Here is a 25,233-nt window from a genome sequence, read left to right as displayed (position 1 = left end):
TCACCTTCGCCGTCACCTCCGCCGTCACCCGCGCCGTCGGCCGCGGTCAGGCGTGGTCAGGCCCGGCCACCCGTCCCGTCCAGTAGTAGCCGGGCACCCGTCGCGGCACCGTCGGTGCGCAGGGTGGCGGCCAGCTCCCGGGCCCGGGCGGCGGTCTCCGGCGCGAGGGCCTCCTTGAGCGCGGCCGAGAGCGACTCGAAGGTGGGCACCGGTCCGTCGTGCGCCACGCCGATGCCGAGCTCGGCCACCCGGCGGGCCCAGTACGGCTGGTCGGCCAGCTGGGGCACCAGCACCTGGGGTGCGCCGGCCCGGGCGGCGGTGGTCGTGGTGCCGGCCCCGCCGTGGTGCACCACGGCCGCCACCCGGCGGAACAGCTCCTGCTGGTTCACCTCGTCCAGCACGAAGCAGTCCGCCCCGGTGTCGGTGGCGGCCAGCCCGGCCCAGCCCCGGGAGAGCAGTACCCGGCGGCCCTGCGCCCGGACGGCGGCGACGGCGGCCCGGGCCACCGCCTCGGCGTCCCGCACCGGCATCGAGCCGAAGCCCACGTGGACGGGGGCCCCACCCGCCGTCAGGAAGTCCTCCAGGTCGGCCGGGAGCGGCCGGGTGTCCGGCCGGACGAAGGCGCCCGTCTGCACCACGTCAAGAGCCAGCAGGTCGAGGGTCGGCGCCGCGTCCGGCCCGGCGGAGGGGAGCCAGGGCGCGAGGGTGGCGTCGGCGGCCAGCCAGGGGCGCTCGGTCAGCACGTACCCGCGCAGGTCCGCCACGGCGGGCAGGCCGAGCGACTCGCGGTGGGCGTTGACCGCTTCGCCGAAGAGTTCGTTCAGCACCTCGGCGTTGCGCTCCCAGAGCACCCGGTTGTCGCTCTCCCCGGCCGGCAGCGGGTGGCCGGGCCAGGGCAGTGGCGGGTGGTGCGGGGAGGGCAGGTAGCTCGGGAAGTAGGAGACGAAGACGTAGGGCAGCCCGAGCCGCTCGGCCGCCGTCCGGGCTGCGGCCGCCGCCGGGAGCAGCCCGGTGGCCACCACCACGTCGCAGCCCTCGGCGGCCGGCCGGACCTGACCGTACGTCTGGTCGATCAGCCGGGCGGCCCGCTCCCGCATCGTTAGCGGCGGCGCCTGGCCGGACATCGCCTCGGTGGCCAGCTCGCGCAGCGATCGGCCGATCGGCACCAGCGGCAGGCCGCTGTCCGCCATCAGCTCGGCGAAGTCCGGCGGTGCGCAGACCACCACCTCGGCGCCGCGCTCGCGCAGCGCGAGTCCGAGACCCGCCATCGGCTCCACGTCGCCGCGCGATCCGTAGGCCAGCAGCAGTACGCGCATTCCTCTTACCCCCGGGAGGATCGGTGATCAACGGTCAGGTGGGTGATTCTGTGCCACCAAGGGGGCCTTGCCACAAGCCCCCTGACGCAGGGTAAGTTGATCATGGCGGGGTGGCCCGGACCCCGCTGCTGCCCGGATGGCTCAGCAACACGGGGGACGCGGCCGGCACCGGTGGTCGGATGGGTGGAGCAGTCACGCCATCTGACGGGGGGTCTGGGAGGCCGTACCGGTATGTCCATGCCCCCCTTCGGATCCTTTGGCGCGCACGAGGGCCCGGTCCCGTTCTCCGACCTGCTCAACCGCTTCTTCGGGATGTCCCGGCCGCTGCGCCGCACCATCCAGAGCGAGCCGGACAGCAAGATCGCGTCCCTGCTGCTCGGTGGCGACCTCCGGCCCGGCGACACCATCGTGGCGGACGCTGACGGGGGCGAGCTGACGGTCTCCACCGGCCGCCCGAGGTCCACCCAGGAGATCGAGGCCGAGGAGCGCGCCGCCGCCGATGAGCCGCCGCCAGCGCACCCGCCCGCCGCCGGACCCTCACGGCGGTGGGCGGGCGCTCGGCAGGGGCGTGAACTGAGCCACACGCGCAGTCCGACGCGGTGCCGTCGCCGCAGGTCAGGGCCGGTGTACGGGCGACGGCCGACCGGGACGGGCGTTGAACCGGGGCCGGGTGGGTGACAGAGTGCGGGCCATGGTCCACTCCGCCCGGCCCGCCGCCACCAGCGCCCCCGCCGCCGTCTTCGACTGGCTCGACGAGGCGGCCGAGCTGCGCGCCGCCGCCGGGCTGACCAGGACCCTGCGCAGCCGCCCGGCCGAGGACCCGGTGCTCGACCTGGCGAGCAACGACTACCTCGGCCTCGTCCACCACCCCGCCGTCACCCGCGCCGCCGCCGACGCCGCGCTGCGCTGGGGCGGCGGCTCGACCGGCTCCCGGCTGGTCACCGGCACCACCGCGCTGCACACCGAGCTGGAGCAGGAGCTCGCCGACTTCTGCGGCGTCGAGGCGGCGCTGGTCTTCTCCTCCGGGTACGCCGCCAACCTGGCCGCGCTCACCGCGCTCACCGATCCGGACACCCTGATCGTCTCCGACGCCAACAACCACGCCTCGCTGATCGACGGCTGCCGCCTCTCCCGCAGCGACGTGCACCGCGCCCCGCACGACGACCCGCCCGCCGTGGCCGCCGCGCTCGCCGCCCGTACCCACCGCCGCGCCCTGGTGGTCAGCGACTCGGTGTTCTCGGTGGACGGCAACGCCGCCCGGATCGGCGAACTCTCCGCGGCCGCCCGGGCCCACGGCGCCGCGCTGCTGATCGACGACGCGCACGGCCTCGGCGTGCTCGGCCCCGGCGGCAGCGGCGCGCTGGCCGCCGCGGGGCTGGCCGGCGCCCCCGACACCGTCGCCACCGTCACCCTCTCCAAGTCGCTGGCCTCCCAGGGCGGCGCGGTGCTCGGCCCCCGACGGGTCATCAGGCACCTGACCGAGACCGCCCGCACCTTCATCTTCGACACCGGCCTGGCCCCGGCCGCCGTCGGCGCGGCGCTCGGCGCGCTGCGCCTGCTGCGGGCCGAGCCGGAGCGGGCCGAGCGGGCCCGCGAGGTGGCCCGGCAGCTCTCCGCCCAGCTGACCGCCGCCGGCCTGGAGGCCAGCACCCCGGACGCCGCCGTGGTCTCCGTCCGGGCGCCCGGCCCCGAGGCGGCCGTCCGGTGGGCGGCCGACTGCCGCACCGCCGGTCTCGCGGTCGGCTGCTTCCGCCCGCCGTCCGTGCCGGACGGCGTCTCGCGCCTGCGGCTCACCGCCCGGGGCGACCTGACGGACAGCCAGATCGCGGAGGCGGTCGCCGTGATCCGCCGGACGGCACCCTGACGGAGCGGCGGGACGACCCGGCCTGAATCGTTCGCATACTCCTTGATGGCTGGGGCGAACGGGGTGCCTCGTCAATTGGTCCAGACCTATTGACGAGTCCGGCGGGGAGGCGGAACCCTGACCTGACACTGCGTCAGCCTGCCGGACCCCCACCCGGGAGCACCCCCATGCCTCAGTCAGACCCTGCCGCGCCCGCGCGCGGCAGACCGCTTCGCCATGCCCTCGTGTCGCTGGCGCTGGCCGCCTTCTGGGCCGCCAGTGCCTGGACGGCCGGTCACGTACGGGCCGCCCCGGCCCTGCACACCGCCGCCCTGCTGGTCCACCTGGTCTCCCTGGTGGCCGGCTTCGGCGCCGTCCTCGCGGTCGACTACGTCGGCGCCCTCTGGCTGCTCGGCCGCCGCACCCTCTGCCAAGTCCTGGAGCTGGCGGCCCCGTTGCACACCCCGATCTGGGGCGGCCTGGCCGGCCTCACGCTCAGCGGGGTCCTGTTGGAGCCCCATCTCGACTCCGGTCTCACCCAGCTCAAACTGGTCCTGGTGCTGGTGATCGCCCTCAACGGCGTCCAGGCGGGCGCCCTCCAGCGGCGCCTGGCGGACTGCGGCGAGACCCGGCCGCCCCGCCCGCTGCTGGTACGCGGCGCGGTCTCCGCGCTGATCTCCCAACTCGGCTGGTGGGGAGCGCTGTTGATCGGCTTCTACAACGCCCAGCGTTAGCCGCTCCCCGCTCCCCGCTCCCCGCTAGGCGGCGCCGGGCGGCCACCCGCCGGGGAGCAGGGCCGAACCGGTGTCCGCCGTGCGGGGGACCCGGAACGGCGCGGGTCCGGTGTGGCGCGGCGTCAGGCCCCGGGCGGCGCCCGGCCGACGGGCGCGGACGGGGACGGCGTGCTCTGCTGTGGGCAAGGCCGGGCCCGTGTCCCCACCGGTGCCCGGCGTGTCCCCTCAGAGGAGTCCCCGTGCACCGCTCCACCCGGCTGACCGGAGCAGGCGGCCTCGGCGCCGCCGCGCTCGCCCTGGCCCTGCTCGTCCAGACCCCGGCTGCGGCCGTCGCCCCGCCGCTCTCCGATCCGCACATCGCCGCCCACTTCGACTTCGCCTCCGGGCAGTTGCCGGAGAACGTCGCCCTGGAGCCCGACGGCAGCGCCGACCTCACCCTGCTGCGCAGCGGCCAGGTGGCCCGGGTCGCCCCCGACGGACAGGTGTCGATCCTGGCCGCCCTGCCCACCGAGGACCATCCGGCCACGCCGCTCTTCGGGTACGCCGCGCTCACCGGCATCGCCAGGGCCGAGGACGGCACCCTCTACGTCAACTACGTCACCGGCACGGCGCTGACCGGCATCTGGCGGATCCGCCCGGGCGGCGCCCCCGAGCAGATCGCCGCGCTGCCGAAGGAGGGCATCCCCAACGGCCTGACGCTCGACCAGGAGCACGGCATGCTCTACGCCGCCGACTCGGTGATGGGCGTGGTCTGGCGGGTCCCGGTCGAGGGCGGCGTGCCGCTGGCCTGGGCGATCCACCCGGACCTGCGGCCCAACGGATTCATCGGCGCCAACGGCGTCCGCTTCCACGACGGCGCCGTCTGGGTCTCCAACACCGACTGCGGCACGGTGCTGCGGATCGCGGTCGGCTCGGACCCGGACGCGAGCCCCGGGCCGGTCGAGATCCGGCTAACCGGGCTCGACGGCATCGACGACTTCAACTTCACCGGCCAGGACGACGACCTGCTCGCGGCCCGCAACGTCGCCGGCGAGCTCGTGCACGTCTCCACCGGCGGCACCCGGACGGTGGTGCTCACCAAGCAGGACGGGCTCTCCAACCCGACCTCGGTCGCGGTCTGCGGCGGGGACGTGTACGTCACCAGCGGCGCCTTCTTCGAGCAGCCGCCGGACCCGAACCTGCTGCGGGCCGAGATCCACGGCGGCTGAGCGGGGCGGGCGTCAGCGCCCCGTCCGCTCGGCGGCCGGACGGCCGTCCCACCGCCAGCGGACGGGGCGCTGACGCCCCGGCAGGTCCGCGCGGCCCGTGCACCAGAGCAGCGTCCGCCAGGGGCCGGCCCCCTCGGGGGCCTCCGGGAACAGCCGCGCCAGCGTCCGCGCGCACAGCTCCGCCGGAGGCTCCCACGCCAGCCCGAGACCTTCGGCCAGGTCATGGGTGTGCACCAGCGTCTCCACGATCCCCATCGCGGCGAACCCCTCGGCGTCCGAGATCCCGAACCCGTGGTACGCCCGGACCTGAGGCCCCGTCACCCGCACCATCGTCACCAGGAAGGCCCCGGCCGCCTCCAGCACCTGGAGCAGCCCGGCCGGCCCGGCGGCCCGGTCCGCATGGATGGCGTTGGCCGGCCCGCCCTCCCGGCGGGCCTCCCAGACGAACGGCACCTCACCCGTCAACGGCGGTTGGCGGGGCCCGAGTTGGGCCGCGTACGCGAACAGGTCGTCCGCCAGGTGCTCCACCGTCTCCCAGCAGGTCCAGGTGAGGGAGCCGGCCGGGCGGTCCCAGTCGGTGGCGGGCGGCGCCTGCCGGAGGGCGGTCAGGGCTAGTTGAACGGCCTGGTCGAGGTCGTCGGCGGTCACGTGCCGGGCTGCGCTGGTCATGCCCGGGACGCTACCCCGTCCTCCCGGGGCGGCCGGCGGAATTTCACCGCACGGTGCGCCGCGTGGCCTCCGGGCCCGCGACGGTCCGGGGTGGATGATCTTCTCCGTGCGTGGACGTGGCAGCATGGCGCGGGTGCGGAACATCGAAATCAACGGCCGGCCCGCCGAGGTCGCGGACGTGTACCGGGTGGCGACCTGGAACTACGGGCACTTCAGCTCGATGCAGGTGCGTGAGGCCCGGGTGCGCGGCCTCGACCTGCACCTGGCACGGCTCGCGGAGGGCACCCGTGCCCTCTTCGGGGAGGAGGCCGAGCACGATCCGGACCGGATCCGGGGACTGGTCCGGCACGCGCTCGGCGGTGAACGCGACGCCTCGGTGCAGGTGACGGTCGTCCCGCAGGTCGGTGTCCCGCACGTTCCCGACATCATGGTGGCGGTCGCCGAGCCGGTGCCCGGCCGGCTCCAACCGCCGCTGCGGGTCCGCTCGGTGACGTACGAGCGGGACCTGCCGCACCTGAAGCACCTCGCCACCCTGGGCCTCACCCGCCAGGCGCTCCGGGCCAGGGCGGCCGGCTACGACGACGTGCTCTTCCTCGGCCGGGACGGCCGCCTGCGCGAGGGCTCGGTGTGGAACGTCGCCTTCTGGGACGGTACCCGGGTGCTCTGGCCGGACGGCGAGGCCCTGCCCGGCATCACCATGCAGCTCCTGCGCCGCGGCCTCACCCACCTCGGACTGCCCTGGGCCGTCCTCCCGCTGACCCTGGCCGACCTCCCACGGCTGCGGTCGGCCGCAGCCACCAACTCCCACTGCCCCGCCCAACCCCTGGCGGCCGTCGACGACCTCACCCTCCCCGGCGACGACGGCGCGCTGGTCGAGACCCTCACCGCGGCCTGGTCCACCGTCCCCTGGGACACGATCTGACCGGGGCCCGCCGCCGGGCCGGGCCTACCCCGCCGCTCCCAGCGCCGCGGCCTCGTTGAGGAAGGCCCGCCGCAGGTCGGGGAGCAGCACCTGCTGCCCGGTGAAGGCGTCCTCGTAGGCGTACCACCAGAAGTACCCGCCGACGTAGTAGTCGAGGCCGGGGTCGAGGCTGTAGGCCCAGTTCATGACGGTCCTGGCCCTGGCCAGGGTGGAGGGGCGGGCCTTGGCGGGGAGGCCGACCTCGCCGAAGCCGATGAGGGCGTTCGGGTACAGGGCGTGCAGCTGCTCCACCTCGGCGCGGACGGTCGCGGACGACGGGTAGGTCATCGGTGAGCACTGGGTGGGGTAGTACGACAGCCACACGTACTCCAGGCCGGCCCGCATCGCCGGCGACACGTACTGCTGGGAGAACTGCACCGGCGTCAGTTCGTCCGGCCCGTCGCCGCAGTGGTCCGGCGCGTAGCTGTTCTCGTAGAGGGTGAGCGCGGTCCGCCCGCCGGCGGCCTCGACGGTGTCGAAGGCGGCCTGGATCTTCTGCGCCACCGAGGAGTACGGACCGGTCCAGTCGCCGTTGACCTCGTTGCCGATCTCCCAGATGTCGACGCTGCCGCCCAGGGTGTCGACGTAGGACTGGGCGCGCTGCCGGTAGGCCGCGACGCCGGTGCCGCGCAGGCCCTCCGAATCGAGCAGCTCGCCCATCACGTCGCTGACCGTCCGCAGCCGCTCCACCGGGGCCCGGTAGTAGTCGGCGTCGGTCCGGTCGTCGAAAACCACCCGGGTGGTGGGGCGGTGGGGGAGGGTCGCCTCCGCGGCGACGACCCGCTCGATGTCCTCGACGTCGTCGACGGTGACGCCGAACACCGGGGCCGCAGCGGCGCGGTGCCCGGCCGGGGCCGCACCGGCCCCGGCGGGGCCGGTGGTCAGGGCCGCGGTCGCGGCCAGTGCGCCGGCCAGCAGGCCGCGGGTGATGGGACGCATCGGGTGCTCCTCGTCGGGCTCGGTGGGCCCCGCCAGCCTGTTGGCGGCCGTGACCTGCGGCAACTCGCGGAGGCCGCGCGAGTGGTCACGGCCCGCAACCGAAGCCGGCGAACAGTCGATGCGTTCACCGGTGCCGACCAGGCCCGCGCGGACCCGGTGGTTCAGGCCTGACGGGGGATCAGGAGGGCCTCGGAGCCGGTCGGGCGGAAGCCGGCGGCTTGGAAGGCGCGGACGCTGGAGACGTTGCCGGGGGACTGCTGGGCCCAGACGTGGTCGCCGGAGGGGAGGAGGTGGCGGGCGCTGAGGGCGAGGGTGCGGCCGAGGCCCTGGCCGCGGGCTTCGGGGGAGACCTCGACGGCGCACTCCCAGCGGCCGGCCACGCCGCGGCCGAGGATCAGGACGCCGCCGGGGGTGGTCCAGGCGCGGACGTCGTCGCGGTAGGCGAGGGCGCGGACCAGGCGGGGGTGGTCGCGGTCGGCGATCGGGGTCAGGGGGAGCGGGGGGTCGCCGGGGAGGCGGGAGCCGGCCGAGAGGAGGTCGATGGTGTCCATCCGGCGGCCGGTGCGGTCGGCGAAGGCGGCCAGGAAGTGCGGGTTCATCGGGGCGGCGAAGACGTCGGCGGGGGCCGCGGCCACGGCGGCGCGGACCCACTCCGGGTCCTGGTCGGTGAAGACCACGGCGTGCGCGCTGAAGGCGATCACTCCGGCGTCGCGGGGGTTCGGCTGCGGAAGGACCGTCACCGAGCCGTCGGCGGGCGGGAACTGGCCGGCTGCGGCGGCGTCCAAGATCGTCTTGAGCATTCCGGCACTCTAGACGGGCGCTACGGGAGGGCGGACGCCACCCCCTCGGGCGGGGCGCCGCGCACCGAACCGTGCAGGACCACGGCCCAGACCGTCTTGGAGCCGCCGCCCGCGACGACGCCCCAGTCGGCGGCGAGCGCCTCGACCAGCCGCATGCCCTGGCCGTGGTCGCGGACCCCGGCCGGGCGGACCACCGGGCCGCGTTCGGCCCGGCCGTCGCTGATCTCCAGCCGGCAGGAGCCGCCGAGGCGGTCGAGCTCCAACCGGACCGGGATGCCGGAGCGGTGGCCGGGGGCGTGCAGCAGCACGTTGGTCACCAGCTCGGAGCAGATCGTCACCACGTCGTCGGCCCGGTCCGGCGTCCAGCCGTGCTCCGCGAGCACCTGGCGGACCCAGCCGCGCGCCGAGCGCGCGGCCTGCGCCTGGGCCGGGAACTCCGTCTCCCACACCTGAAGTGTCGTCATCACCGGTATCGCTCCAGTCGGTCGGGAGCGCCCGGCTCCTGTGCTGACCCAGGGTGGCGGGTGGAGCCGGGTCCGCACGAGGGCACGGAGAGGGCATAGCGAGGGCATGGACGGGGCGAGTTCCCGCCAGGAGTCGCTCGACCGGGGGACGGACGGGCCGGGTGAGCTGCGGACTCCTCTACCGTGATCACTGTTGACGGGCGGTCAGGGCGCCGTCCAGGGCGCGGCGGAGGGGACACCATGGGGCGAGCGGCTCCGGGCAACGAACTGCTCTACGCGGCCAGGATCTCCAAGGGCTGGTTCTCCCAGGAGGCCGCCGCCGCCGGGATCAGCACGGCCGGCCAACGGGTGCTCGCCAGCCGGGCGTTCCAGGTGAACGTGCGGACCTACCGGCGCTGGGAGGCCCCGGCCCCGCCCTGGCCCCGGCCGGACCACGCCTCGGCGCTGCGGGCCGCGTTCGACCGCGGGCCGGAGGCGCTCGGCTTCGTGGCCAAGGGCGGGATCCGGGTGCTCCCGGTGGTCAGCTTCGCCCCGGCCGACAGCACGCAGGACCTCGACACGGAAGACCGGCAGGGACCATTGAACCGCCGTCAGGCTCTCAGAACGGTAGGAACGGCCGCCCTCGGCGGCCTGCCCTGGCTCGACGCGTCCCCGGTGGCCGCGCAGGGCGGGGCACGGATCGGCAGGGACGAGATCGAGGAGCTGCGGGCCACCGCGCTCGACCTCGACGCCATCGACCAGCGCTTCGGCGGCGACCTGCTCTGGCGATCGGCCCGCGCCCAGCTGCTGCGGGTGCACGACCTGATCGACCACGCCACCTACGGCGAGCAGACCGGGCGCGAACTGCACGACATCGCGGGCCAGTTGACCACCTCGCTGGGCTGGTTCTGCTACGACGCGGAGCGCCAGACCGAGGCCCGGGTGTACTTCTCCGAGGCGCTCAACACCGCGGTGCTCTCCGGCAACGACCCGCTCGCCACCCGCACCCTGGCGAACATGGCCCGGCAGAGCGTCGACCTGGGCAAGCCTCGGGAGGCGGTCCGCTACGCCAGGATCGCCCAGGCGCACGCGGCCGAGTGGAGCGCCCCGCCGAGGGTGACGGCGCTGCTGGCGATCCGGGAGGCCCAGGGCTACGGGCGGCTCGGCAACGAGACCGCCTGCGCCGCGGCGATCCGCCGGGCCTGGCAGGCCTTTGGGCGGGGCACCACCGACCGGGACCCGGACTGGGTGCGCTTCCTCAACGAGGCCGAACTGGTCTGCCTGGAGGGCATGTGCCGGCTCGACCTCGGCCACTACCGGCAGGCGGTCCGGCTGTTGGAGCGCTCGGCCCGGCTCCAGCACATCGCGCACTCCCGCAACCGGGGCATGTGCCTGGCCCGGCTCTCCTACGCCGCCCTCCAGGACCGCGACGTGGACCGCACCGTGGCGGCCGCCCAGGAGTCGCTGCGGCTGATCGAGGGCGGCATGGCATCGGCCCGCAACAAGCGCCAACTGTCGCTGGTCCGTGAGAAACTGACGGCTCATCAGGCCCTGGCAGTGGTCAGGGAGACGACGGAGCGGCTGGCGGTCTACACCGCCTGAGCCGGGCGGAGGACAGGCACGTGCACAACATCGAGTTCCGGCACCACCACGGCCACGAGGCGAAGGAGGTCCTCGACGACCTGGTGGAGGTCTACCGGGTGGTCTACGGCGTCGAGCCGTACGCGGGGGACCGGTTCTTCTCGGTGGAGTCCTTCGAGGAGCGGCTGCGCGGGGCGATGGAGATGCCGGGCTTCGAGGTGGTCACCGCCCGGGTGGGCGGCCGGCCCGACGGCCGGCTGGCCGGGCTGGTGCACGGGGTGACACTACCCGCCGACCGGGCCTGGTGGGTCAGCCTCGGTGAGAGCCGGCCGGCGGCGGCGCTGGCCGCGGCGGAGGCCCAGGACGTCTTCTGGCTGCGGGAGTTGATGGTCCTCCCGAGCCTCGGCCACCGGGGCATCGGCCGGCGCCTGCACGACGAGCTGGTCCGCCACCGCCCCGAGCGCTGGACCACCCTCACCTGCATCCACGACAACGAGCCCGCCCGCAGCGCCTACCCCCGCTGGGGCTACCAGGTGATCGGCGGCCGGATCCGGCACGCGCCCGAGTCGCCGGAGTACGACGCGATGCTGCTCCAGGGCGGCTGAGTCCGGACGAGGACGAGCACGGCCCGGCCCGGCCGACCGGTCTAGTGCTTGCGGGCGCGGCTGGGCTGGACGCGGGGCGGTTCGCCCTCGGCCTTCGGGTGGTCGGGCGGGTAGGGGAGGTCGCCGTGGCCGTGGTCGGCGGCTTGACGGTCGGCCAGGGCGAGGAGGGGGTCGAGGCGGAAGGCGTGTTCGTCCAGGTCGGCGTGCAGGTCGCCGAGTTCGGCGAAGCGGGCCGGCATGGTGCGGATGGTGAAGTCGGCGGGGGAGACGGAGTCGAGCTCCTCCCAGCGCAGCGGGGCCGAGACGGTGGCCTCGGGGCGTGGGCGGACGGAGTAGGGGGAGGCGATGGTGCGGTCGCGGGCCATCTGGTTGTAGTCCACGAAGATGCGTGGACCGCGCTCCTCCTTCCACCAGTTGGTGGTCACCTGGTCCGGCATCCGGTGCTCCAGCTCGCGGCCCAGCGCGATGACGGCGCGCCGGGCGTCCGCGAAGGTCCACTCGGGGACGATCGGGACGTAGACGTGCAGGCCGCGTCCGCCGGAGGTCTTCGGCCAGCCGCGCAGGCCGTGCTCGTCCAGCACCTCGCGCAGCAGATGGGCGGCCCGGACGGCGTCCGAGAAGTCCGTGCCGGGCTGCGGGTCGAGGTCGATGCGCAGCTCGTCGGGGTGCTCGGTGTCGGCGCGGCGGACCGGCCAGGGGTGGAAGGTGAGGCAGCCGAGGTTGACCGCCCAGAGCACGGCGGCGGCCTCGGTGGGGCAGAGCTCGTCGGCGGTGCGGCCACTGGGGAAGGCGATCCGGGCGGTGGGCAGCCAGTCGGGCACGTTCTTCGGGGCGCGCTTCTGGTAGAAGAACTCGCCCTCGATCCCGTCCGGGAAGCGCTGCAGGGTGGTGGGCCGCTCGCGCAGCCCGCGCAGTGCGCCGGGGGCGACCGCCAGGTAGTACTCGGCCACGTCCCGCTTGGTGTAGCCGGGCCCGGGGAAGTACACCTTGTCCGGGTTGGAGAGCCGCACCGCGCGGCCGTCCACGTCCAGTTCGATCGCCGTGCTGCTCGCCATACCGTCAAGCTAGGCGGCCCGGCCCGCCCGCGCCTGCGGGGCGGGCCGGGAGAGGGGGCGACCGGACGGTGCGTCAGACCTCCAGGTCGGCCTCGACGCGCTTGAGCTGGTGGCGGGCCATGGCGAGGTTGGCGCGGTTCTTGTCGATCGCCAGGTAGAGGAACAGGCCCTTGCCGGAGCGGTTGGTGAGGGGCCGGATCAGGTGGTACTGGGTGCTGAGGGTGATCAGGATGTCCTCGATGGCCTCCTTGAGGCCGAGCAGCTCGATCGCCCGGACCTTGGCGCGGACCACGTCGGTGTTCCCGGCGGCGGCGACGTTGAGGTCCAGCTCGGCGCTGCCGCCCAGGGTGCCGAGGGCCATGCCGCTGGTGTAGTCGACCAGGGCGACGCCGATGGCGCCGTCGATCGAGGCCATGATGTCCTTGAGGGCGGTGTCGGTGGTGACCACGGTGTGCTCCTTGGAAGGTGGGTGAACGGGCGTCAGGTGCGGGGGTTGCGTTCTAGGGCGAGGTCGGCCAGGTCGGCGATCCGCTGTCCGGCGCGGCGGGCCTCCAGGTGGAGCCGGCCCAGGTTGGCCTCCGGCCCGGCCAGCAGGGTGAGCACCACGTGGGCCCCGGCGGCGTAGGTGGCGGTGTAGCCGCGCTCGCCGCGGGTGATCAGTTCGCGGAACTCGCCCTGCCCGGTGGCCTCGGCCAACCGGGCGCCGACGCCGAGCGCGGCGGCGGTCAGCGCGGCCACGCCGGACGGCTCCACGGTGGCGGCGTCGTGCGCCACCACCAGGCCGTCGGTGGTGGCGATCAGACTGCCGGTCAGGTGCGGGACCCGGGCGCGCAGGCCGCGCAGCTCGGCGTGCAGACCGGGGTCGGCGAGCGCCTCCGGGTCGATCATGGCGGGTGGCTTCCGGGCCGTGAACTGTCGCAAGGTGCGCTTCATGACTCGGAGGAGAGGGTCGACCGGGCGGCGGTCGGGGTGGGCGGGCAAGTCACAGTCGGGCCTCCAGGCCGGCTCGGATGCGGAGCAGCAGAGCGACGTGCGGATCTGACGGGTCGTACGCGAGGGGCGGCGCGGAGCGGGGCGGCGGCACCGAGGGGACGGCCGGTACCGCCGGCGCCACAGGGAGCACCGGCACCACGGGGATCACCGGCACCACCGGGACGACGGCGGGGGTGAGGCCGGCGGCGGAGGTGGGCGGGTCGGCCGGGGCGGGGGCTTCGAGCAGGCCGACGGCGGCGAGGTGGCGCAGGTCGAGCAGGGTGGTGAAGGCCGATCGCCCGAGCAGCAGGGCGATCTCGGACGGGGTGCGCAGCCCGTCGGCCGCCTCCAGCACCGCCCGTCGGCGCAGGGTGCAGCTACGGGCCGGGTTGCCGCCGGTGCGGCGGCGCTGCACCGGGCCGTGCTCGCCGGGCGGTGCGGGCCAGACCCGGTCGAGCAGGGCGCGGCGGCGGCCGACCGCCGCGCGGAGCTCGCGGACCGTCATCGGCCGGGTCAGGGTGAAGAGCGGGACCGCCGAGGGGGTGAAGTACGGGCGCCGCAGGGCCGGGCCGAGTGCGAAGAACGCGGCGTCCAACACGGCGGTGGTCAGGCAGAGTTGCAGCTCGCCGGTGTTCACCAGGCGGGTGCGGAGCAGGAGTTCGCCGAGCGGTCGGCCGGTGGCGGAGCAACTGCCCAGCAGGGAGGCCCACTCGGCGGAGCTGACGCGGCCGCAGCCGGTGAGCAGGGCCTCCACGCCGGGCGCGGAGTGGCTCTCGGCGTAGACCACCGCGCCCTGCACCAGGTGCACCCGGCCGTGCTCGCCGGCGAGCACCCCGGTGGCGCGGCGGGCGGCGAGTTCGGCCAGCTCGTGCTCGAAGGGGGTGGCGGGGGCGCAGCCGGAGCGGCGCCGGCGGGGCAGTCGGAGGGCCTCCACGGGCCGGGTCAGCGGCATCAGTCCAGCACCAACTGGTCGGCGATGGCGGCCAGTCGGAGCCTGGCCAGGGCGAGGTTGGAGCGCTCGCGGTCGAGCCGGAGGTAGAGGATCAGGCTGCTGTCGAAGTCGGTCTCCAGGAACCTGACCAGGTGGTAGGCGCCGGCCGAGGAGAGGATCAGGTCCTCGGCGGGTGCGGTGCCGGCCGCCGGGTCGGTGAAGGAGACGCCCTGGGTGACGGCCCGGGCCAGCTCGGTGGCGTCCGCCGCGCCGCTCTCGTGGTCACCGCCCGGACCCTCCCCGGCGGTGCCGAGCGCGAGGCCGCTGGTCCAGTCGACCAGGCTGACCCCGAGCGCGCCCGGCACGCCCATGGCCTCGGCAAGGCAGTCATCGATTCCCGGCACCGGGCAGCACACCTTCCTCCCGCGCTCCCGTCGTCGACGAGCACGCCTGCGGTACCGCGCTCACTCGCGGTAACCTCTGCGGGACGTAACGCTAGCCCTGCCGGGGCGGCTGCGGGAGAGAATCCCGCATACTCGTCGGGCATATGCCCGAATCTCTCCGCCGGGCCAAGTCGCGTGATAGTGCGATTCCCTGACGGGTGTTCAGGGCTGGTAGCGCTCCAGGGCGGCCTCGATCTCGCGCACCGTGCGGAGGAAGTCGGCGGGCGTGCCGCCCCACGGGTCTGAGATGCCCGGGTCGGCCAGTTGGTGCACGACCCGGCCGGGGCCGGCCAGTCGGCGGGTCTCCCGGGCGGTCTCCGCGTCCACCGCGATCAGCTCGTCCGCCCAGGCGGCCAGCTCCGCCGAGAGCCAGGCGGCCCGGTGGCCGGAGAGGTCGTAGCCGAGCCTCGCCATGGTCTCGACCATCAGCGGGTCGGCCGGTTCGCCCACGTGCCAGTGGGTGGTGCCGGCGGAGCGGACCTCGGGGTGGCCGGGTGAGCGGGCCGCCAGGATCGCGGCGGCGGCCGGGCTGCGGCAGATGTTGCCCTTGCAGATCAGCAGGATCCGGCGGGGGCGTGACGGTTCGTCGGCCATCGGTGGCCACCTCTCGGCGTACGTGCTCCGTCTCCCCGTACGCGGAGCATATCCGCCCGCCCGGCCGCACCGGGCGGGCGGCGGGGCTGACGGGGCGCCAGGATCGGAGCATGGAGCTGCCAGTGATGCCGCCGGTCTCGCCGATGCTGGCGAAGGCGGTGACGAAGATCCCGGAGGGGATGCAGTACGAGGCCAAGTGGGACGGCTTCCGGGCGGTCGTCTTCCGGGACGGAGCGGAGGTGGAGATCGGCAGCCGGACGGGCAAGCCGCTGACCAGGTACTTCCCCGAGGTGGTGGAGGCGGTGCTGGCCGCACTGCCGGAGCGGTGCGTGGTCGACGGGGAGATCGTCATCGCGCACGACGGGCGGCTGCACTTCGAGGAGCTGCTGGAGCGCATCCACCCCGCCGCCTCCCGGGTGCGGACCCTGGCCGAGCGCACCCCCGCCTCCTTCGTCGCCTTCGACCTGCTCGCGCTGGGGGACGAGGCCTACGACGGACGCCCCCTGACGGAGCGGCGGGCCGCGCTGGAGCGGGTGCTGGACGGGGTGCGGCCCCCGGTGCACCTGGCGCCCGCCACCGCTGACCCGGAGGTGGCGCGGCGGTGGTTCGGCCAGTTCGAGGGGGCCGGGCTGGACGGGGTGGTGGCCAAGCCGCTGGACCAGCCGTACCAGCCGGGAGTGCGCTCGATGTACAAGATCAAGCACGTTCGGACGGCGGACTGCGTGCTGGCCGGCTACCGCGAGCACAAGAGCGGGCCGGTGGTCGGCTCGCTGCTGCTCGGTCTGTACGACGCCTCCGGGCAGCTCCAGCACGTGGGAGTCTGCGCCTCGTTCCCGATGAAGCGGCGGGCCGAACTGGTCGAGGAGCTGGCCGAGTTGAGACTCCCCGACGGCGCCGACCACCCCTGGGCCGCCTGGCGGGACGAGAGCGCCCAGGCCGCCGCCCGGCTCCCCGGCGGGCAGAGCCGCTGGACCGGTGGCAAGGACCTGTCCTGGGTACCGCTGCGGCCCGAGCGCGTCTGCGAGGTCGGCTACGACCACATGGAGGGCTCCCGCTTCCGCCACACCACCCAGTTCAAGCGCTGGCGCCCGGACCGGGAGCCGTCGTCCTGCACGTATGAACAGCTGGAGGAGCCGGTGGGCTACGACCTGGCGGACGTGCTGGGGAGCGGGACCAGCCGCTCCAGGTAGTAGGAGGAGTCCTCGTCGGGATCGACGGAGCAGGACTGCACCAGGTAGCGCCCGGCGGGGAGTTCGAGCCGGATGAGCTCCGGCGGCTCGGCGCCCTCGACCTCGACGATGCGCTCGCCGTCGTAGCCCGCGTCGGCCAGCACGTACCGGCCGCCGAGCTCGACCGTGACGGCGTCCTCCCAGGGGCCGTCGGCCAGGGCCGCCTCGACGGCGGGCAGCAGGGAGCTGTCGTCCTCGGCGTAGATCCAGCGGGCGAACACCAGGTGCTCCGGGAGCCAGGTGACAGGGAGCGGCTCACCGCCGAGGACGAGCACGTCGTGGCCGGCCAGTTCCACCTTCGCGGCGTACTCACCGCAGGCGTCGTACGCCTCCTCACCCGTCCACCGGGGTACCAGGTGCTCGGGGAGGAGGGCGTAGCGGCCGAAGTCGGTGCGGTCGATCCAGGTCAGCGGCAGGGTCACCCGGTCATGATGCCAGCCGGGCGGTCAGCTCCGGGCCGCGCCGTCCGTCAGGGCCGGGAGCTGATCGCGGGTCAGGCGCCAGTGGCGGTCGGAGCCGGTGTCGGCGGGGGCGAGCTTCTCGGCGGGGAAGGTGCCGAGGTCGGTGAAGCCGAGGCGGGCGGGGACGGCGCCGGAGGCGAGGTTGGCCGGGTCGTGGACGATCTCGACGTAGCTGACCTCGGGATCGCGGAAGGCCTCCAGGGTGAGGGCACGGGCGGTGCGGGAGACCAGGCCGCGGCCGGTGGCGGCGGGGTGCAGCCAGTAGCCGACCTCGCGGCGCTCGGCCGGGTCGCCCTCGCGGAGGAAGAAGCCGGAGGAGCCGACGATCGCGCCGTCCACCGTGATGGCGTAGGTGTGGTCGGTGCCCGCCGCCCACTTCTCCGCCCGGGAGTTGACGAAGTCGGTGGTGCTCTCCGGGGTGTGGTCGGAGGCCCAGGGCATGAAGGGGATGAGGTGCTCCCTGGCCTCCTCGATCACCTTCAGGAGCTCGTCGAGGTCGGTGGGCTCGAAGGCACGCAGGGTTAGTTCGTCGTCTACGCGGATCACGCGCTGTGGGGTCTCCATCACCAGATCATGGTCGGCCGGTGGCGGCGGCGCCAAACGGATTTCGGCCGGCGGCCGCGAGCACCCGTTCGGGACCGGAGACGGCGGCCCACCAGGTGCTCATGTCCTCGGGGTCATCCGAGGAGGAGGTGGCGCGCCAGCAGACGTTGGTCTCCAGCACGAAGCTCTCACCCTTGGACAGTTCGGGCAGCACCCAGCCGAGGCCGACGTCACCCGGCAGGTACTCCACGCCCCACTCGTGCCGGCGGGAGTACACCTCCTCGTACAACCCGGCCCACCGCCCGGGCACCCCGCGCCGGCCGGCCCGGCCGCAGAGGTCCTCCTCGTCGGGCGCGCCGATGGTCATCCGGAGGCCGGGTGCGTCGATGTCGACTGCCGCGACCGCCTGGCCGCCGCTGTACCCGCCCTCGGCACCGGCCGGGAGGTCGGCGAAGGCGGCCGTCAGGCCGAAACGCGGCAGCGTCCGGTGGGCGGTCACCTGCCAGACCGCGCCCTGGCAGACGTCGACCGGGAGCACGTCGATCAGTTCGGGGTTCGGCTCGAAGGGGGAGAGGAGCAGCTCCACCTCGGCGGCCCGGTCGTCCCAGCGGAAGACCAGGCCGCCGCCCGGCAGTTGGCCGCACTCGTCCGGCACGGCCGGGAGCTTCCGGTGGCCGACGGCCGCGCCGAAGCCGAACGGGCCCAGCGGTGTGTCGAAGGACGGGTACCGGGGTGGCAGCGGCGTGCGGGGGAGGTGGGGCAGGAGCATCCGCTGAGGCTACGTCAGGGTGTAGCTCCAGGTGCCGACGGGGTTGTGGGCGGAGTCGGTGAGGGTCTCCCGGGTGCCGGGCTCCAGGGGGTAGTGGTGGAGGTTGCCGGCCCAGTAGCGGAGGATGCGGCCGAGTTCGGCGTGGGGGTCCGCTCGCAGGGTCGGTTCGGTCAGGTCGACTTCGAGGACGAATCGCATGCCTTCGAGTCTTCCATTGAACTTCGCTGTGAAGGTTTCGACGGAGAAGGCGCGGAGGGGGGTGCGAAAGCCTCAAAGGTGGGCCGAGGTGCGGGGCAGGACCGGGGCGGTCAGGGAGGGGTCGATCAGGACCGGGTCGTCCTCGCGGGCCGCGGCCAGGGCGGCCGGGTCGAGGGTGGCGGTGACGAGGGCGGGGGTGTCGGCGGCCTCGGTGAGGAGGGTGCCGTCGGGGTTCCAGACCGCGCTGCCGCCGCAGCCGTGGTACGGGCCGCTGACCGCGCAGTGGTTGGCGAGCAGGACGTAGGAGGTGTTGTCGAGGGCGCGGGCCGGCATCACGGCGGTGCGCTGGTGGGCACCGCTGCCGCGGCCGAGCATGGCGCCGACCAGGTAGGCGTGGGCGCCGTCGAGGGCTGCGGCGCGGGCGTGCTCGGGGAAGCCCATGTCCCAGCAGATGCCGAGGCCCAGGCGCCAGCCGTCCAGGTCGAGGGTGGTGCCGTGGGTGCCGGGGGAGAAGCCGGCGGCGCGCTCGTTGGGGGTGGAGTGCTGCTTGTCGTACTGGGTGACGAAGCGCCCGTCGCGGCCCAACACCAGGACGGAGATGCGGAGTTGGCCGGTGGCCGGGTCGAGGGTGGGGCCGCCGGCCACCACGCCGGTGCCGGTCTCGGCGCAGGCGGCGGCCAGCGGGTCGAGCCGGGGGTCGTCCGGGTGGACGGCCAGGGTGCCGGGGGAGGCGGTGATGCCGGGGAGCTCGTAGCCGGTGAGGAAGAGCTCGGGCAGGACCAGCAGCCGCGAGCCCTCCGAGGCGGCCCGGCGGACCAGCCCGGCGGCGGTGGCGACGTTCGCGGGTATGTCCAGCGGTACGCACGGGGCCTGACCGGCGCTCAGGGTGAGGGGGGCGGTGGGCAGCTCACGGAGATCATCCATGGACCGCCACCCTAGTGCCGTGCCCGGCAAGGTTTGCCCCGTCACGCCGCCCGGCACGCACTCTCGCCGCACCGGGCGAAGGCCCGGGTAGCTCCGCTACGACGGGCCTTCGCCCGGCACGCCGACAGCACGCACCGAACGACGCGACGGGGCAAACCTTGCCGGGCACGGCACTAGCAGGAGAAGTAAGGAGGGAAAAGGGGGTTCAGGTGCTACCGGGGCGGTGGCGCACGGGCGGCGGGGACCTGACGGAGTGACGGCCCGGCGTACGGCGTCCGGGTGATCCCCGGCACGGCACAGCGGTGCGGGAGCGCACCTCGGGCACGATCGTGAAGCCGAGCTGTGGCGGCCGTTAAGAATTCCTCGATGGACCGCGGTGGCGCCCAGCAGGCAGATTGCACAGTGCCCGCGCGGCCCCGGCGACCTGCCGTGCTCCGGCCGCACCGGCACGCCCGCATCCGTCCCACCGTGCGTCAGGAGCCCTCGCCGTGAAGGCACTCGTCAAGAAGCAGGCCGAGCCCGGGCTCTGGCTGACCGACGTCCCCATGCCCGAGATCGGCCCGACCGACGTGCTGATCAAGGTGCTGCGGACCGGGATCTGCGGCACCGACCTGCACATCCGCAAGTGGGACGGCTGGGCGCAGCAGACCATCAAGACCCCGATGACGATCGGTCACGAGTTCGTCGGCGAGGTGGCCGAGATCGGTGCGGGCGTCACCGACGTCAACGTCGGCGACCTGGTCAGCGGCGAGGGGCACCTGGTCTGCGGCAAGTGCCGCAACTGTCTGGCCGGCCGCCGCCACCTGTGCCGCAACACGGTGGGCCTGGGCGTCAACCGGGACGGCGCCTTCGCCGAGTACGTCGCGCTGCCCGCCTCCAACGTGTGGGTGCACCGGGTGCCGGTCGACCTGGACGTGGCCGCCATCTTCGACCCGTTCGGCAACGCGGTGCACACCGCGCTCTCCTTCCCGATGGTCGGCGAGGACGTGCTGGTCACCGGCGCGGGCCCGATCGGCATCATGGCCGCCGCCGTCGCCAAGCACGCCGGCGCCCGCAACGTGGTGATCACCGACGTCTCCCCGTACCGCCTGGACCTGGCCCGCAAGGTGGGCGTCACGCTGGCGCTGAACGTCGCGGAGCACTCCATCGAGGAGGGGCAGAAGCAGCTCGGCATGCGCGAGGGCTTCGACGTGGGCCTGGAGATGTCCGGCCGCCCCGAGGCGATGCAGTCGATGATCGCCAACATGACGCACGGCGGGAAGATCGCGGTCCTCGGCCTGCCGGCCGAGGACTTCGCGGTGGACTGGGCCCGGATCGTCACCTCGATGATCACCATCAAGGGCATCTACGGCCGGGAGATGTTCGAGACCTGGTACGCGATGTCGGTCCTGCTGGAGGGCGGCCTCGACCTCAGCCCGGTGATCACCGGCCGGTACGCGGCGGCCGACTTCGAGGCGGCCTTCGACGAGGCGGCCGGCGGCCGCTGCGGCAAGATCATCCTCGACTGGTCAGTCTGATCCTCCCTCAGGTACAAGGAGCCCCCGTGTTCGAGAACGTCCGCAGCGACATCGCCGCCACCCTGACCGAGATCCGTGAGGCCGGTCTGTTCAAGCCCGAGCGGGTCATCGGCACCCCGCAGAACGCCGCCGTGAAGGTGACCGGCGGGGCCGAGGTGCTGAACTTCTGCGCCAACAACTACCTCGGCCTGGCCGACCACCCCGCCGTGCTCGCCTCGGCCAAGGAGGCACTGGACCGCTGGGGTTACGGCATGGCCTCGGTCCGCTTCATCTGCGGCACCCAGGACGTGCACAAGCAGTTGGAGGACCGCCTCTCGGCCTTCCTCGGCCAGGAGGACACCATCCTCTACTCCTCCTGCTTCGACGCCAACGGCGGCGTCTTCGAGACCCTGCTGGACGACCGGGACGCCGTCATCTCCGACGCGCTCAACCACGCCAGCATCATCGACGGCATCCGCCTCTCCAAGGCCCGCCGCCACCGCTACGCCAACCGCGACCTGGCCGACCTGGAGAAGCAGCTCCAGGACACCCAGGACGCCCGCCGCCGGCTGATCGTCACCGACGGCGTGTTCTCCATGGACGGCTACATCGCGCCGCTGCGCGAGATCTGCGACCTGGCGGACCGTTACGACGCGATGGTCATGGTCGACGACTCACACGCCGTCGGCTTCGTCGGCGCCAACGGGGCCGGTACTCCCGAGCTGCACGGGGTCCGCGACCGGATCGACATCATCACCGGGACGCTCGGCAAGGCGCTCGGTGGAGCCTCCGGCGGCTACGTTGCGGCGCGCGCCGAGATTGTTGCGCTGCTGCGCCAGCGCAGCCGCCCGTACCTGTTCTCCAACTCCCTGGCGCCCGTGATTGCCGCCGCCAGCCTGACCGTGCTGGACCTGGTTGAGCATTCCGGGGACCTGCGCGACCGGCTGGCCGCCAACACCGCGCTGTTCCGCAGCCGGATGACCGAGGCCGGCTTCGACGTTCTTGACGGCACCCACCCGATTGCCCCCGTCATGATTGGGGACGCGGCCCAGGCTGGTCGGCTGGCCGAGCTGCTGCTGGACCGGGGTGTTTACGTGATCGGCTTCTCCTTCCCGGTCGTTCCGCACGGGCAGGCCCGCATTCGGGTTCAGCTTTCCGCCGCTCACTCCACCGAGGACGTTGAGCGAGCCGTTGCCGCGTTCGTGGACGCCCGCGCCGCCCTTGCCGCCGAGCAGGCCGCCGATACGGGGGCGTAGCGCGTCGAAGGCCGCCAGTCCGGGGTCCCTCTGGCCACCGCCGGAGGGACCCTGGGCCGTACCGGCCGGGGTGTGGCCGGTGGTGCCGGCCGCGCCGGCGCCCAGGCCGGCCAGCCGCGGACCGGCCGGTGCGGCGCCGAGGCCGCCGGCCAGCTGGGCGTAGCCGCCGTTCATCGCCTGGGTGTGCGCGTCCTCGTTGTCGGTGAGGTTGCGGACCACCGTGTCCATCTTGTCGGCGGTGCCGGTGAAGGAGCCGAGGATCCGCTTGAGCACCTCGGTGCCGATCGTCTTCACCACCTGCTCGGCGATGGCCACGGCCAGCTTGCCGAAGGCGTCCGAGGGGTTGCCGACGTCCAGGCCCTGCACGACGGTGCGGAACGAGGTGCCGGAGGAGTCCAGGTCGTCGGCGTGCCGCCGCAGCACCGTGGCGCAGGCCGCCATCGCGGTCGGGTCCACCCGGAAGCCGCTGCCGCTGCCGCCCGTCCCCCCGGGGCTGACCACCTGGGCCACCACCAGCTCGGCCAGGTCGGCGATCGGCTTGGCCAGGGCCTGGGCCAGCTGCTGCACCGCCGCGTCCAGCAGCCGCGAGATGATCTCCCGGCCCATCGCGATGACGGCCGCGGTGCTCAGCCCGAAGGTGGCCGAGGAGGCCGCCAACTGGGCCTGGATGTTGATCAGCTGGACGATGGTCTGGCCCTTGCATATCTCGATCACCATCGCCGCGCCCTTGAGCGCGGTGGCCACCAGCTCGCAGCCGTCGACCACCATGCCGGAGTACTTGGAGATGGTCTGCCAGAGCGCGGTCAGCTGCTCGGCGGAGGAGCCCTGGTAGACCTCGGAGAGATCGGCGAGCGCCTTGTCCCCGGCCATCTGGACGCTGTCCAGGGTGGAGGCCAACTTGGTGAGCTGATTGGCCAGTTCGAGCAGCTCGTCCTCGTTCGCCCCGGGCCAGTTCAGGCCGAGCAGTTTCATGACGGTCTGAAGCTCGCCCGGTATGTCGATGGCCATGGATGCTGCCCCCCAGCTGCTCTCCGTGCACGGTCGACCGGCCGCGCTGTGGTACGCGGCTGATCGCGGGTTGTGACGATACACACCCGGACCTGTCACCACTACGGATCGGCGGCGACGGTTCGTGGGACGAGTGTTGCAGTGTCCACGGACAACTGAGTACCCGTCAGGCGGTCACGGAATCACCCGCGCTTGGTAACGAAGATCACGTGACGGCGGGGTGAAGGGAGTGCCCGCGCAACGCTGGCAGAATGGCGGGGTGATCGACGCAAGACGGCTGCGGACCCTTCGGGCCGTGGCCGACCACCGGACGGTGACGGCCGCCGCGGCCGCGCTCTACCTGACCCCCTCCGCCGTCTCCCAGCAGCTCGCCGCGCTGGAGCAGGAGACCGGACACCACCTGCTGGCCCGCGAGGGCCGCGGGGTCCGCCTCACCGCGGCCGGGGAGATCCTGCTGCTCCACGCCGACCTGGTGCTGGCCCAACTGGAGCGGGCCGAGGCCGACCTGGCCGCCTATCAGCAGGGCGTGGCCGGCGAGGTCACCGTCGCCGCCTTCGCCACCGGCATCGCCCTGGTGCTCGCCCCCGCCATCGCCGACCTGGCCACCGGCGCGCCCGGCGTCCGGCTGCGGGTGCTGGACGCCGAGGGCGACGCCAGCCTGCCGATGGTCCTCGACGGCCGGGCCGACATCGCGCTCGCCGTCGAGTACCGGGGCGCGCCGCGGGCCGACGACCAGCGGCTGACCCGGGTGTCGCTGTACGCCGAGCCCTTCGAGGCGGTGCTCCCGCTCGGCCACCGGCTGGCGGCGGGCACCGGCCCGATCGCGGTGGCCGAGCTGGCCGCCGAACCGTGGATCGGCCCCTACCCCGGCAACCCCTGTCACGACGTCGTCCTGCTGGCCTGCGAGTACGCGGGTTTCCAACCCCGGCTGGTGCACTCCTCCGACGACTTCCGCGCCGTGGTCGCGCTCGCCTCGGCCGGGGCCGGGGTCGCCCTGGTGCCGCGCTCGGCGCTGCGCGGGGTGGACCTGGAGTCGGTGGCGGTCCGGCCGGTGGACAGCGCGCTGGCCACCCGGAAGGTGTTCGCGGCGGTGCGGACGGGGGCGGAGAGCCATCCGCTGGTGCGGCCGGTGCTGGCCGCGCTCACCACGGCGGCGGCGGGGCTCGGCGCGGACTGACGCGCCGTCGGGCCGTCCGGCGGGGCCGGGGGAGCCCGGTCACGGCGCTGGAATATGCTGCCTGGTGTGGCCGGGGCCCACCGGGGCCGCGGCCGTGAGCCGCCGTCAGACGTACAGGAGCGCCCCCGATGAGCCAGCCCGCCGCCGGTCAGCCCGCCACTCCCCTCCCGGTCGGGGTGATCGGGCTCGGGGACATCGCGCAGAAGGCCTACCTCCCGGTGCTCAGCGCCCTCCCCGGCCTGGACCTGCGGCTGATGACCCGGGACCGGGCCAAGCTGGACCGGATCGGCGACACCCACCGGATCGCCGCGCGCTTCACCGACCTCGGCGAGCTGATCGACAGCGGGGTGCGGGCCGCCTTCGTGCACGCCAGCACCGACCAGCACGTGCCGATCGCGACGGCCCTGCTGGAGGCCGGGATCGACGTCTACGTGGACAAGCCGCTCGACTACCACCTGGACGGCGCACGGAAGTTGGTCGACCTGGCGGAGCGGGAGGGCCGCTCGCTGATGGTCGGCTTCAATCGCCGCCACGCGCCCGGCTACCTGCTCGCCAAGGAGCGCCCGCGCGACCTGATCGTGCTCCAGAAGAACCGTGAGGGCCTCCCGGAGGCCGCCCGCACCCTGGTCTACGACGACTTCATCCACGTGGTGGACAGTCTGCGTTTCCTGGTCCCCGGCGAGATCCAGTACGTGGACGTCCGGGCCCGGGTCCGGGAGGGCCTGGTCGAGCACGTGGTGCTCACCCTGGCCGGCGAGGGCTTCACCGCCCTCGGCATCATGAACCGCCTCTCCGGCTCGACCGAGGAGGTCCTGGAGGTCTCCGGCGCCGACTCCAAGCGCGAGGTCCACAACCTGGCCGAGGTGATCGACCACCGGGGCCAGCCCACCGTCCGCCGCCGCGGCGACTGGGTCTCCGTCGCCCGCCAGCGCGGCATCGAGCAGGTGGTCACCACCTTCCTCGACGCCGTCCGCTCCGGCCAGACGCTCGACGCCCGCGACGCGCTGCGCACCCACGAGCTGTGCGAGCTGATCGTCGAGCGCATCGGCGAGTAGCCCCGCCCCCGCCCCGGGCCCGG

27 protein-coding genes and 1 pseudogene are annotated in these 25,233 nt (G+C 74.0%); 11 read left to right on the top strand and 17 right to left on the bottom strand.

Going from position 1 to position 25,233, the window contains the following annotated elements; translation table 11 throughout:
• Window positions 1-56 precede the first annotated feature (56 nt).
• A complete protein-coding gene (locus tag ACZ6ZR_RS29070; protein ID WP_465647271.1) occupies window positions 57-1,316 on the bottom strand; it encodes a glycosyltransferase in 1,260 nt (419 codons plus the stop codon).
• A 691-nt stretch (window positions 1,317-2,007) separates the two neighbouring features.
• Here ACZ6ZR_RS29070 and ACZ6ZR_RS29065 point away from each other — a divergent pair.
• The 3 genes from ACZ6ZR_RS29065 (at window position 2,008) to ACZ6ZR_RS29055 (ending at window position 5,101) form a co-directional block, all read left to right on the top strand.
• Window positions 2,008-3,180: an 8-amino-7-oxononanoate synthase gene (locus tag ACZ6ZR_RS29065; protein ID WP_465647270.1), complete on the top strand. Its 1,173-nt coding sequence runs from the start codon at window positions 2,008-2,010 to the stop codon at window positions 3,178-3,180.
• A gap of 224 nt (window positions 3,181-3,404) precedes the next feature.
• A complete protein-coding gene (locus ACZ6ZR_RS29060) occupies window positions 3,405-3,893 on the top strand; it encodes a hypothetical protein (protein ID WP_465647268.1) in 489 nt (162 codons plus the stop codon).
• Between the two features lie 239 nt (window positions 3,894-4,132).
• On the top strand, window positions 4,133-5,101 hold the full coding sequence (locus ACZ6ZR_RS29055) for an SMP-30/gluconolactonase/LRE family protein (protein ID WP_465647266.1): 969 nt from the start codon (window positions 4,133-4,135) through the stop codon (window positions 5,099-5,101).
• A 12-nt stretch (window positions 5,102-5,113) separates the two neighbouring features.
• Here ACZ6ZR_RS29055 and ACZ6ZR_RS29050 read toward each other — a convergent pair whose 3' ends face one another.
• Entirely contained in the window at window positions 5,114-5,770 is a 657-nt protein-coding gene (locus ACZ6ZR_RS29050) for a maleylpyruvate isomerase N-terminal domain-containing protein (RefSeq protein WP_465647264.1), read from the bottom strand.
• A gap of 133 nt (window positions 5,771-5,903) precedes the next feature.
• Here ACZ6ZR_RS29050 and ACZ6ZR_RS29045 point away from each other — a divergent pair, with 133 nt between their 5' ends.
• Window positions 5,904-6,692, top strand: a complete 789-nt coding sequence (locus ACZ6ZR_RS29045) for an aminotransferase class IV (protein ID WP_465647262.1) — start codon at window positions 5,904-5,906, stop codon at window positions 6,690-6,692.
• Between the two features lie 24 nt (window positions 6,693-6,716).
• Here ACZ6ZR_RS29045 and ACZ6ZR_RS29040 read toward each other — a convergent pair whose 3' ends face one another.
• From ACZ6ZR_RS29040 to ACZ6ZR_RS29030, 3 genes are all read right to left on the bottom strand, one after another.
• On the bottom strand, window positions 6,717-7,670 hold the full coding sequence (locus ACZ6ZR_RS29040; RefSeq protein WP_465647260.1) for a hypothetical protein: 954 nt from the start codon (window positions 7,668-7,670) through the stop codon (window positions 6,717-6,719).
• 161 nt (window positions 7,671-7,831) lie between these two features.
• Window positions 7,832-8,470, bottom strand: coding sequence for a GNAT family N-acetyltransferase (locus ACZ6ZR_RS29035; protein WP_465647258.1), 639 nt, complete (start codon window positions 8,468-8,470; stop codon window positions 7,832-7,834).
• A 20-nt stretch (window positions 8,471-8,490) separates the two neighbouring features.
• The gene (locus ACZ6ZR_RS29030; RefSeq protein WP_465647256.1) at window positions 8,491-8,934 is read right to left on the bottom strand and encodes an ATP-binding protein; all 444 of its coding nucleotides are present in this window, start codon (window positions 8,932-8,934) and stop codon (window positions 8,491-8,493) included.
• Between the two features lie 240 nt (window positions 8,935-9,174).
• Here ACZ6ZR_RS29030 and ACZ6ZR_RS29025 point away from each other — a divergent pair, with 240 nt between their 5' ends.
• Entirely contained in the window at window positions 9,175-10,515 is a 1,341-nt protein-coding gene (locus tag ACZ6ZR_RS29025; RefSeq protein ID WP_465647254.1) for a hypothetical protein, read from the top strand.
• Window positions 10,516-10,535: 20 nt separating this feature from the next.
• Window positions 10,536-11,099, top strand: coding sequence for a GNAT family N-acetyltransferase (locus ACZ6ZR_RS29020; protein ID WP_465647252.1), 564 nt, complete (start codon window positions 10,536-10,538; stop codon window positions 11,097-11,099).
• Between the two features lie 41 nt (window positions 11,100-11,140).
• Here the strand turns inward: ACZ6ZR_RS29020 and ligD are convergent, their stop codons facing one another.
• The 6 genes from ligD to ACZ6ZR_RS28990 all read right to left on the bottom strand — a co-directional run bounded on the left by ligD (window position 11,141) and on the right by ACZ6ZR_RS28990 (window position 15,094).
• Window positions 11,141-12,136, bottom strand: coding sequence for a non-homologous end-joining DNA ligase (gene ligD / locus ACZ6ZR_RS29015; RefSeq protein ID WP_465647318.1), 996 nt, complete (start codon window positions 12,134-12,136; stop codon window positions 11,141-11,143).
• 91 nt (window positions 12,137-12,227) lie between these two features.
• Entirely contained in the window at window positions 12,228-12,569 is a 342-nt protein-coding gene (locus ACZ6ZR_RS29010) for a hypothetical protein (protein WP_465647317.1), read from the bottom strand.
• Window positions 12,570-12,634: 65 nt separating this feature from the next.
• Window positions 12,635-13,042: a roadblock/LC7 domain-containing protein gene (locus ACZ6ZR_RS29005; protein WP_465647315.1), complete on the bottom strand. Its 408-nt coding sequence runs from the start codon at window positions 13,040-13,042 to the stop codon at window positions 12,635-12,637.
• A gap of 94 nt (window positions 13,043-13,136) precedes the next feature.
• Window positions 13,137-14,078: a transcriptional regulator gene (locus tag ACZ6ZR_RS29000; protein WP_465647251.1), complete on the bottom strand. Its 942-nt coding sequence runs from the start codon at window positions 14,076-14,078 to the stop codon at window positions 13,137-13,139.
• Window positions 14,078-14,461 carry a hypothetical protein gene (locus ACZ6ZR_RS28995; protein ID WP_465647249.1) on the bottom strand — a complete coding sequence of 128 codons (384 nt, stop codon included), beginning with the start codon at window positions 14,459-14,461 and terminating at the stop codon, window positions 14,078-14,080. The genes ACZ6ZR_RS29000 and ACZ6ZR_RS28995 overlap by 1 nt, the downstream gene beginning before the upstream one ends.
• Window positions 14,462-14,662: 201 nt before the next feature.
• Entirely contained in the window at window positions 14,663-15,094 is a 432-nt protein-coding gene (locus tag ACZ6ZR_RS28990; RefSeq protein WP_465647247.1) for an arsenate-mycothiol transferase ArsC, read from the bottom strand.
• A 110-nt stretch (window positions 15,095-15,204) separates the two neighbouring features.
• On the opposite strand from ACZ6ZR_RS28990, the gene ACZ6ZR_RS28985 reads away from it, so the two are divergent.
• Entirely contained in the window at window positions 15,205-16,284 is a 1,080-nt protein-coding gene (locus ACZ6ZR_RS28985; RefSeq protein ID WP_465647245.1) for an ATP-dependent DNA ligase, read from the top strand.
• Here ACZ6ZR_RS28985 and ACZ6ZR_RS28980 read toward each other — a convergent pair.
• From ACZ6ZR_RS28980 to ACZ6ZR_RS28960, 5 genes are all read right to left on the bottom strand, one after another.
• Window positions 16,236-16,745, bottom strand: a complete 510-nt coding sequence (locus tag ACZ6ZR_RS28980; protein WP_465647243.1) for an Imm21 family immunity protein — start codon at window positions 16,743-16,745, stop codon at window positions 16,236-16,238. The two genes, ACZ6ZR_RS28985 and ACZ6ZR_RS28980, sit on opposite strands and share 49 nt — an antisense overlap.
• 24 nt (window positions 16,746-16,769) lie before the next feature.
• Window positions 16,770-17,348, bottom strand: a complete 579-nt coding sequence (locus ACZ6ZR_RS28975) for a GNAT family N-acetyltransferase (protein ID WP_465647241.1) — start codon at window positions 17,346-17,348, stop codon at window positions 16,770-16,772.
• A 7-nt stretch (window positions 17,349-17,355) separates the two neighbouring features.
• Window positions 17,356-18,096, bottom strand: a complete 741-nt coding sequence (locus ACZ6ZR_RS28970) for a hypothetical protein (RefSeq protein WP_465647239.1) — start codon at window positions 18,094-18,096, stop codon at window positions 17,356-17,358.
• Between the two features lie 9 nt (window positions 18,097-18,105).
• Window positions 18,106-18,294 (bottom strand): hypothetical protein, encoded by a 189-nt coding sequence (locus ACZ6ZR_RS28965; protein WP_465647238.1) that lies wholly within the window; start codon window positions 18,292-18,294, stop codon window positions 18,106-18,108.
• A gap of 72 nt (window positions 18,295-18,366) precedes the next feature.
• Complete coding sequence (locus tag ACZ6ZR_RS28960; RefSeq protein ID WP_465647236.1) at window positions 18,367-19,218, bottom strand: carbon-nitrogen hydrolase family protein; 852 nt, start codon at window positions 19,216-19,218, stop codon at window positions 18,367-18,369.
• Between the two features lie 488 nt (window positions 19,219-19,706).
• Between ACZ6ZR_RS28960 and tdh the strand changes: the two genes are divergently transcribed.
• Both tdh and ACZ6ZR_RS28950 read left to right on the top strand, forming a co-directional pair.
• Window positions 19,707-20,735 (top strand): L-threonine 3-dehydrogenase, encoded by a 1,029-nt coding sequence (tdh, locus tag ACZ6ZR_RS28955; RefSeq protein ID WP_465647234.1) that lies wholly within the window; start codon window positions 19,707-19,709, stop codon window positions 20,733-20,735.
• A 26-nt stretch (window positions 20,736-20,761) separates the two neighbouring features.
• Window positions 20,762-21,970, top strand: coding sequence for a glycine C-acetyltransferase (locus ACZ6ZR_RS28950; protein WP_465647232.1), 1,209 nt, complete (start codon window positions 20,762-20,764; stop codon window positions 21,968-21,970).
• A gap of 600 nt (window positions 21,971-22,570) precedes the next feature.
• Here ACZ6ZR_RS28950 and ACZ6ZR_RS28945 read toward each other — a convergent pair.
• Window positions 22,571-22,942, bottom strand: a pseudogene (locus ACZ6ZR_RS28945) (WXG100-like domain-containing protein); the annotation flags it as partial.
• Window positions 22,943-23,237: 295 nt separating this feature from the next.
• Between ACZ6ZR_RS28945 and ACZ6ZR_RS28940 the strand changes: the two are divergent.
• Both ACZ6ZR_RS28940 and ACZ6ZR_RS28935 read left to right on the top strand, forming a co-directional pair.
• Window positions 23,238-24,155: a LysR family transcriptional regulator gene (locus tag ACZ6ZR_RS28940; RefSeq protein WP_465647230.1), complete on the top strand. Its 918-nt coding sequence runs from the start codon at window positions 23,238-23,240 to the stop codon at window positions 24,153-24,155.
• A 128-nt stretch (window positions 24,156-24,283) separates the two neighbouring features.
• Window positions 24,284-25,210: a Gfo/Idh/MocA family protein gene (locus ACZ6ZR_RS28935; RefSeq protein ID WP_465647228.1), complete on the top strand. Its 927-nt coding sequence runs from the start codon at window positions 24,284-24,286 to the stop codon at window positions 25,208-25,210.
• The last annotated feature ends 23 nt before the right edge of the window (window positions 25,211-25,233 follow it).

The sequence above is a fragment of the Kitasatospora sp. NPDC088742 genome, assembly GCF_055584905.1.
This window is presented reverse-complemented; position numbering and strand designations above follow the sequence as displayed.

Bases quoted from the DNA above. Each gene is read 5' to 3' on its own strand.
- ACZ6ZR_RS29070 (WP_465647271.1), bottom strand. From the start codon at position 1,316: ATGCGCGTACTGCTGCTGGCCTACGGATCGCGCGGCGACGTGGAGCCG.
- ACZ6ZR_RS29065 (WP_465647270.1), top strand. From the start codon at position 2,008: ATGGTCCACTCCGCCCGGCCCGCCGCCACCAGCGCCCCCGCCGCCGTC.
- ACZ6ZR_RS29050 (WP_465647264.1), bottom strand. From the start codon at position 5,770: ATGACCAGCGCAGCCCGGCACGTGACCGCCGACGACCTCGACCAGGCC.
- ACZ6ZR_RS29040 (WP_465647260.1), bottom strand. From the start codon at position 7,670: ATGCGTCCCATCACCCGCGGCCTGCTGGCCGGCGCACTGGCCGCGACC.
- ACZ6ZR_RS29035 (WP_465647258.1), bottom strand. From the start codon at position 8,470: ATGCTCAAGACGATCTTGGACGCCGCCGCAGCCGGCCAGTTCCCGCCC.
- ACZ6ZR_RS29030 (WP_465647256.1), bottom strand. From the start codon at position 8,934: ATGACGACACTTCAGGTGTGGGAGACGGAGTTCCCGGCCCAGGCGCAG.
- ACZ6ZR_RS29025 (WP_465647254.1), top strand. From the start codon at position 9,175: ATGGGGCGAGCGGCTCCGGGCAACGAACTGCTCTACGCGGCCAGGATC.
- ACZ6ZR_RS29010 (WP_465647317.1), bottom strand. From the start codon at position 12,569: ATGGCCTCGATCGACGGCGCCATCGGCGTCGCCCTGGTCGACTACACC.
- ACZ6ZR_RS29005 (WP_465647315.1), bottom strand. From the start codon at position 13,042: ATGATCGACCCGGAGGCGCTCGCCGACCCCGGTCTGCACGCCGAGCTG.
- ACZ6ZR_RS29000 (WP_465647251.1), bottom strand. From the start codon at position 14,078: ATGCCGCTGACCCGGCCCGTGGAGGCCCTCCGACTGCCCCGCCGGCGC.
- ACZ6ZR_RS28990 (WP_465647247.1), bottom strand. From the start codon at position 15,094: ATGGCCGACGAACCGTCACGCCCCCGCCGGATCCTGCTGATCTGCAAG.
- ACZ6ZR_RS28985 (WP_465647245.1), top strand. From the start codon at position 15,205: ATGGAGCTGCCAGTGATGCCGCCGGTCTCGCCGATGCTGGCGAAGGCG.
- ACZ6ZR_RS28975 (WP_465647241.1), bottom strand. From the start codon at position 17,348: ATGGAGACCCCACAGCGCGTGATCCGCGTAGACGACGAACTAACCCTG.
- ACZ6ZR_RS28970 (WP_465647239.1), bottom strand. From the start codon at position 18,096: ATGCTCCTGCCCCACCTCCCCCGCACGCCGCTGCCACCCCGGTACCCG.
- ACZ6ZR_RS28965 (WP_465647238.1), bottom strand. From the start codon at position 18,294: ATGCGATTCGTCCTCGAAGTCGACCTGACCGAACCGACCCTGCGAGCG.
- ACZ6ZR_RS28960 (WP_465647236.1), bottom strand. From the start codon at position 19,218: ATGGATGATCTCCGTGAGCTGCCCACCGCCCCCCTCACCCTGAGCGCC.
- ACZ6ZR_RS28935 (WP_465647228.1), top strand. From the start codon at position 24,284: ATGAGCCAGCCCGCCGCCGGTCAGCCCGCCACTCCCCTCCCGGTCGGG.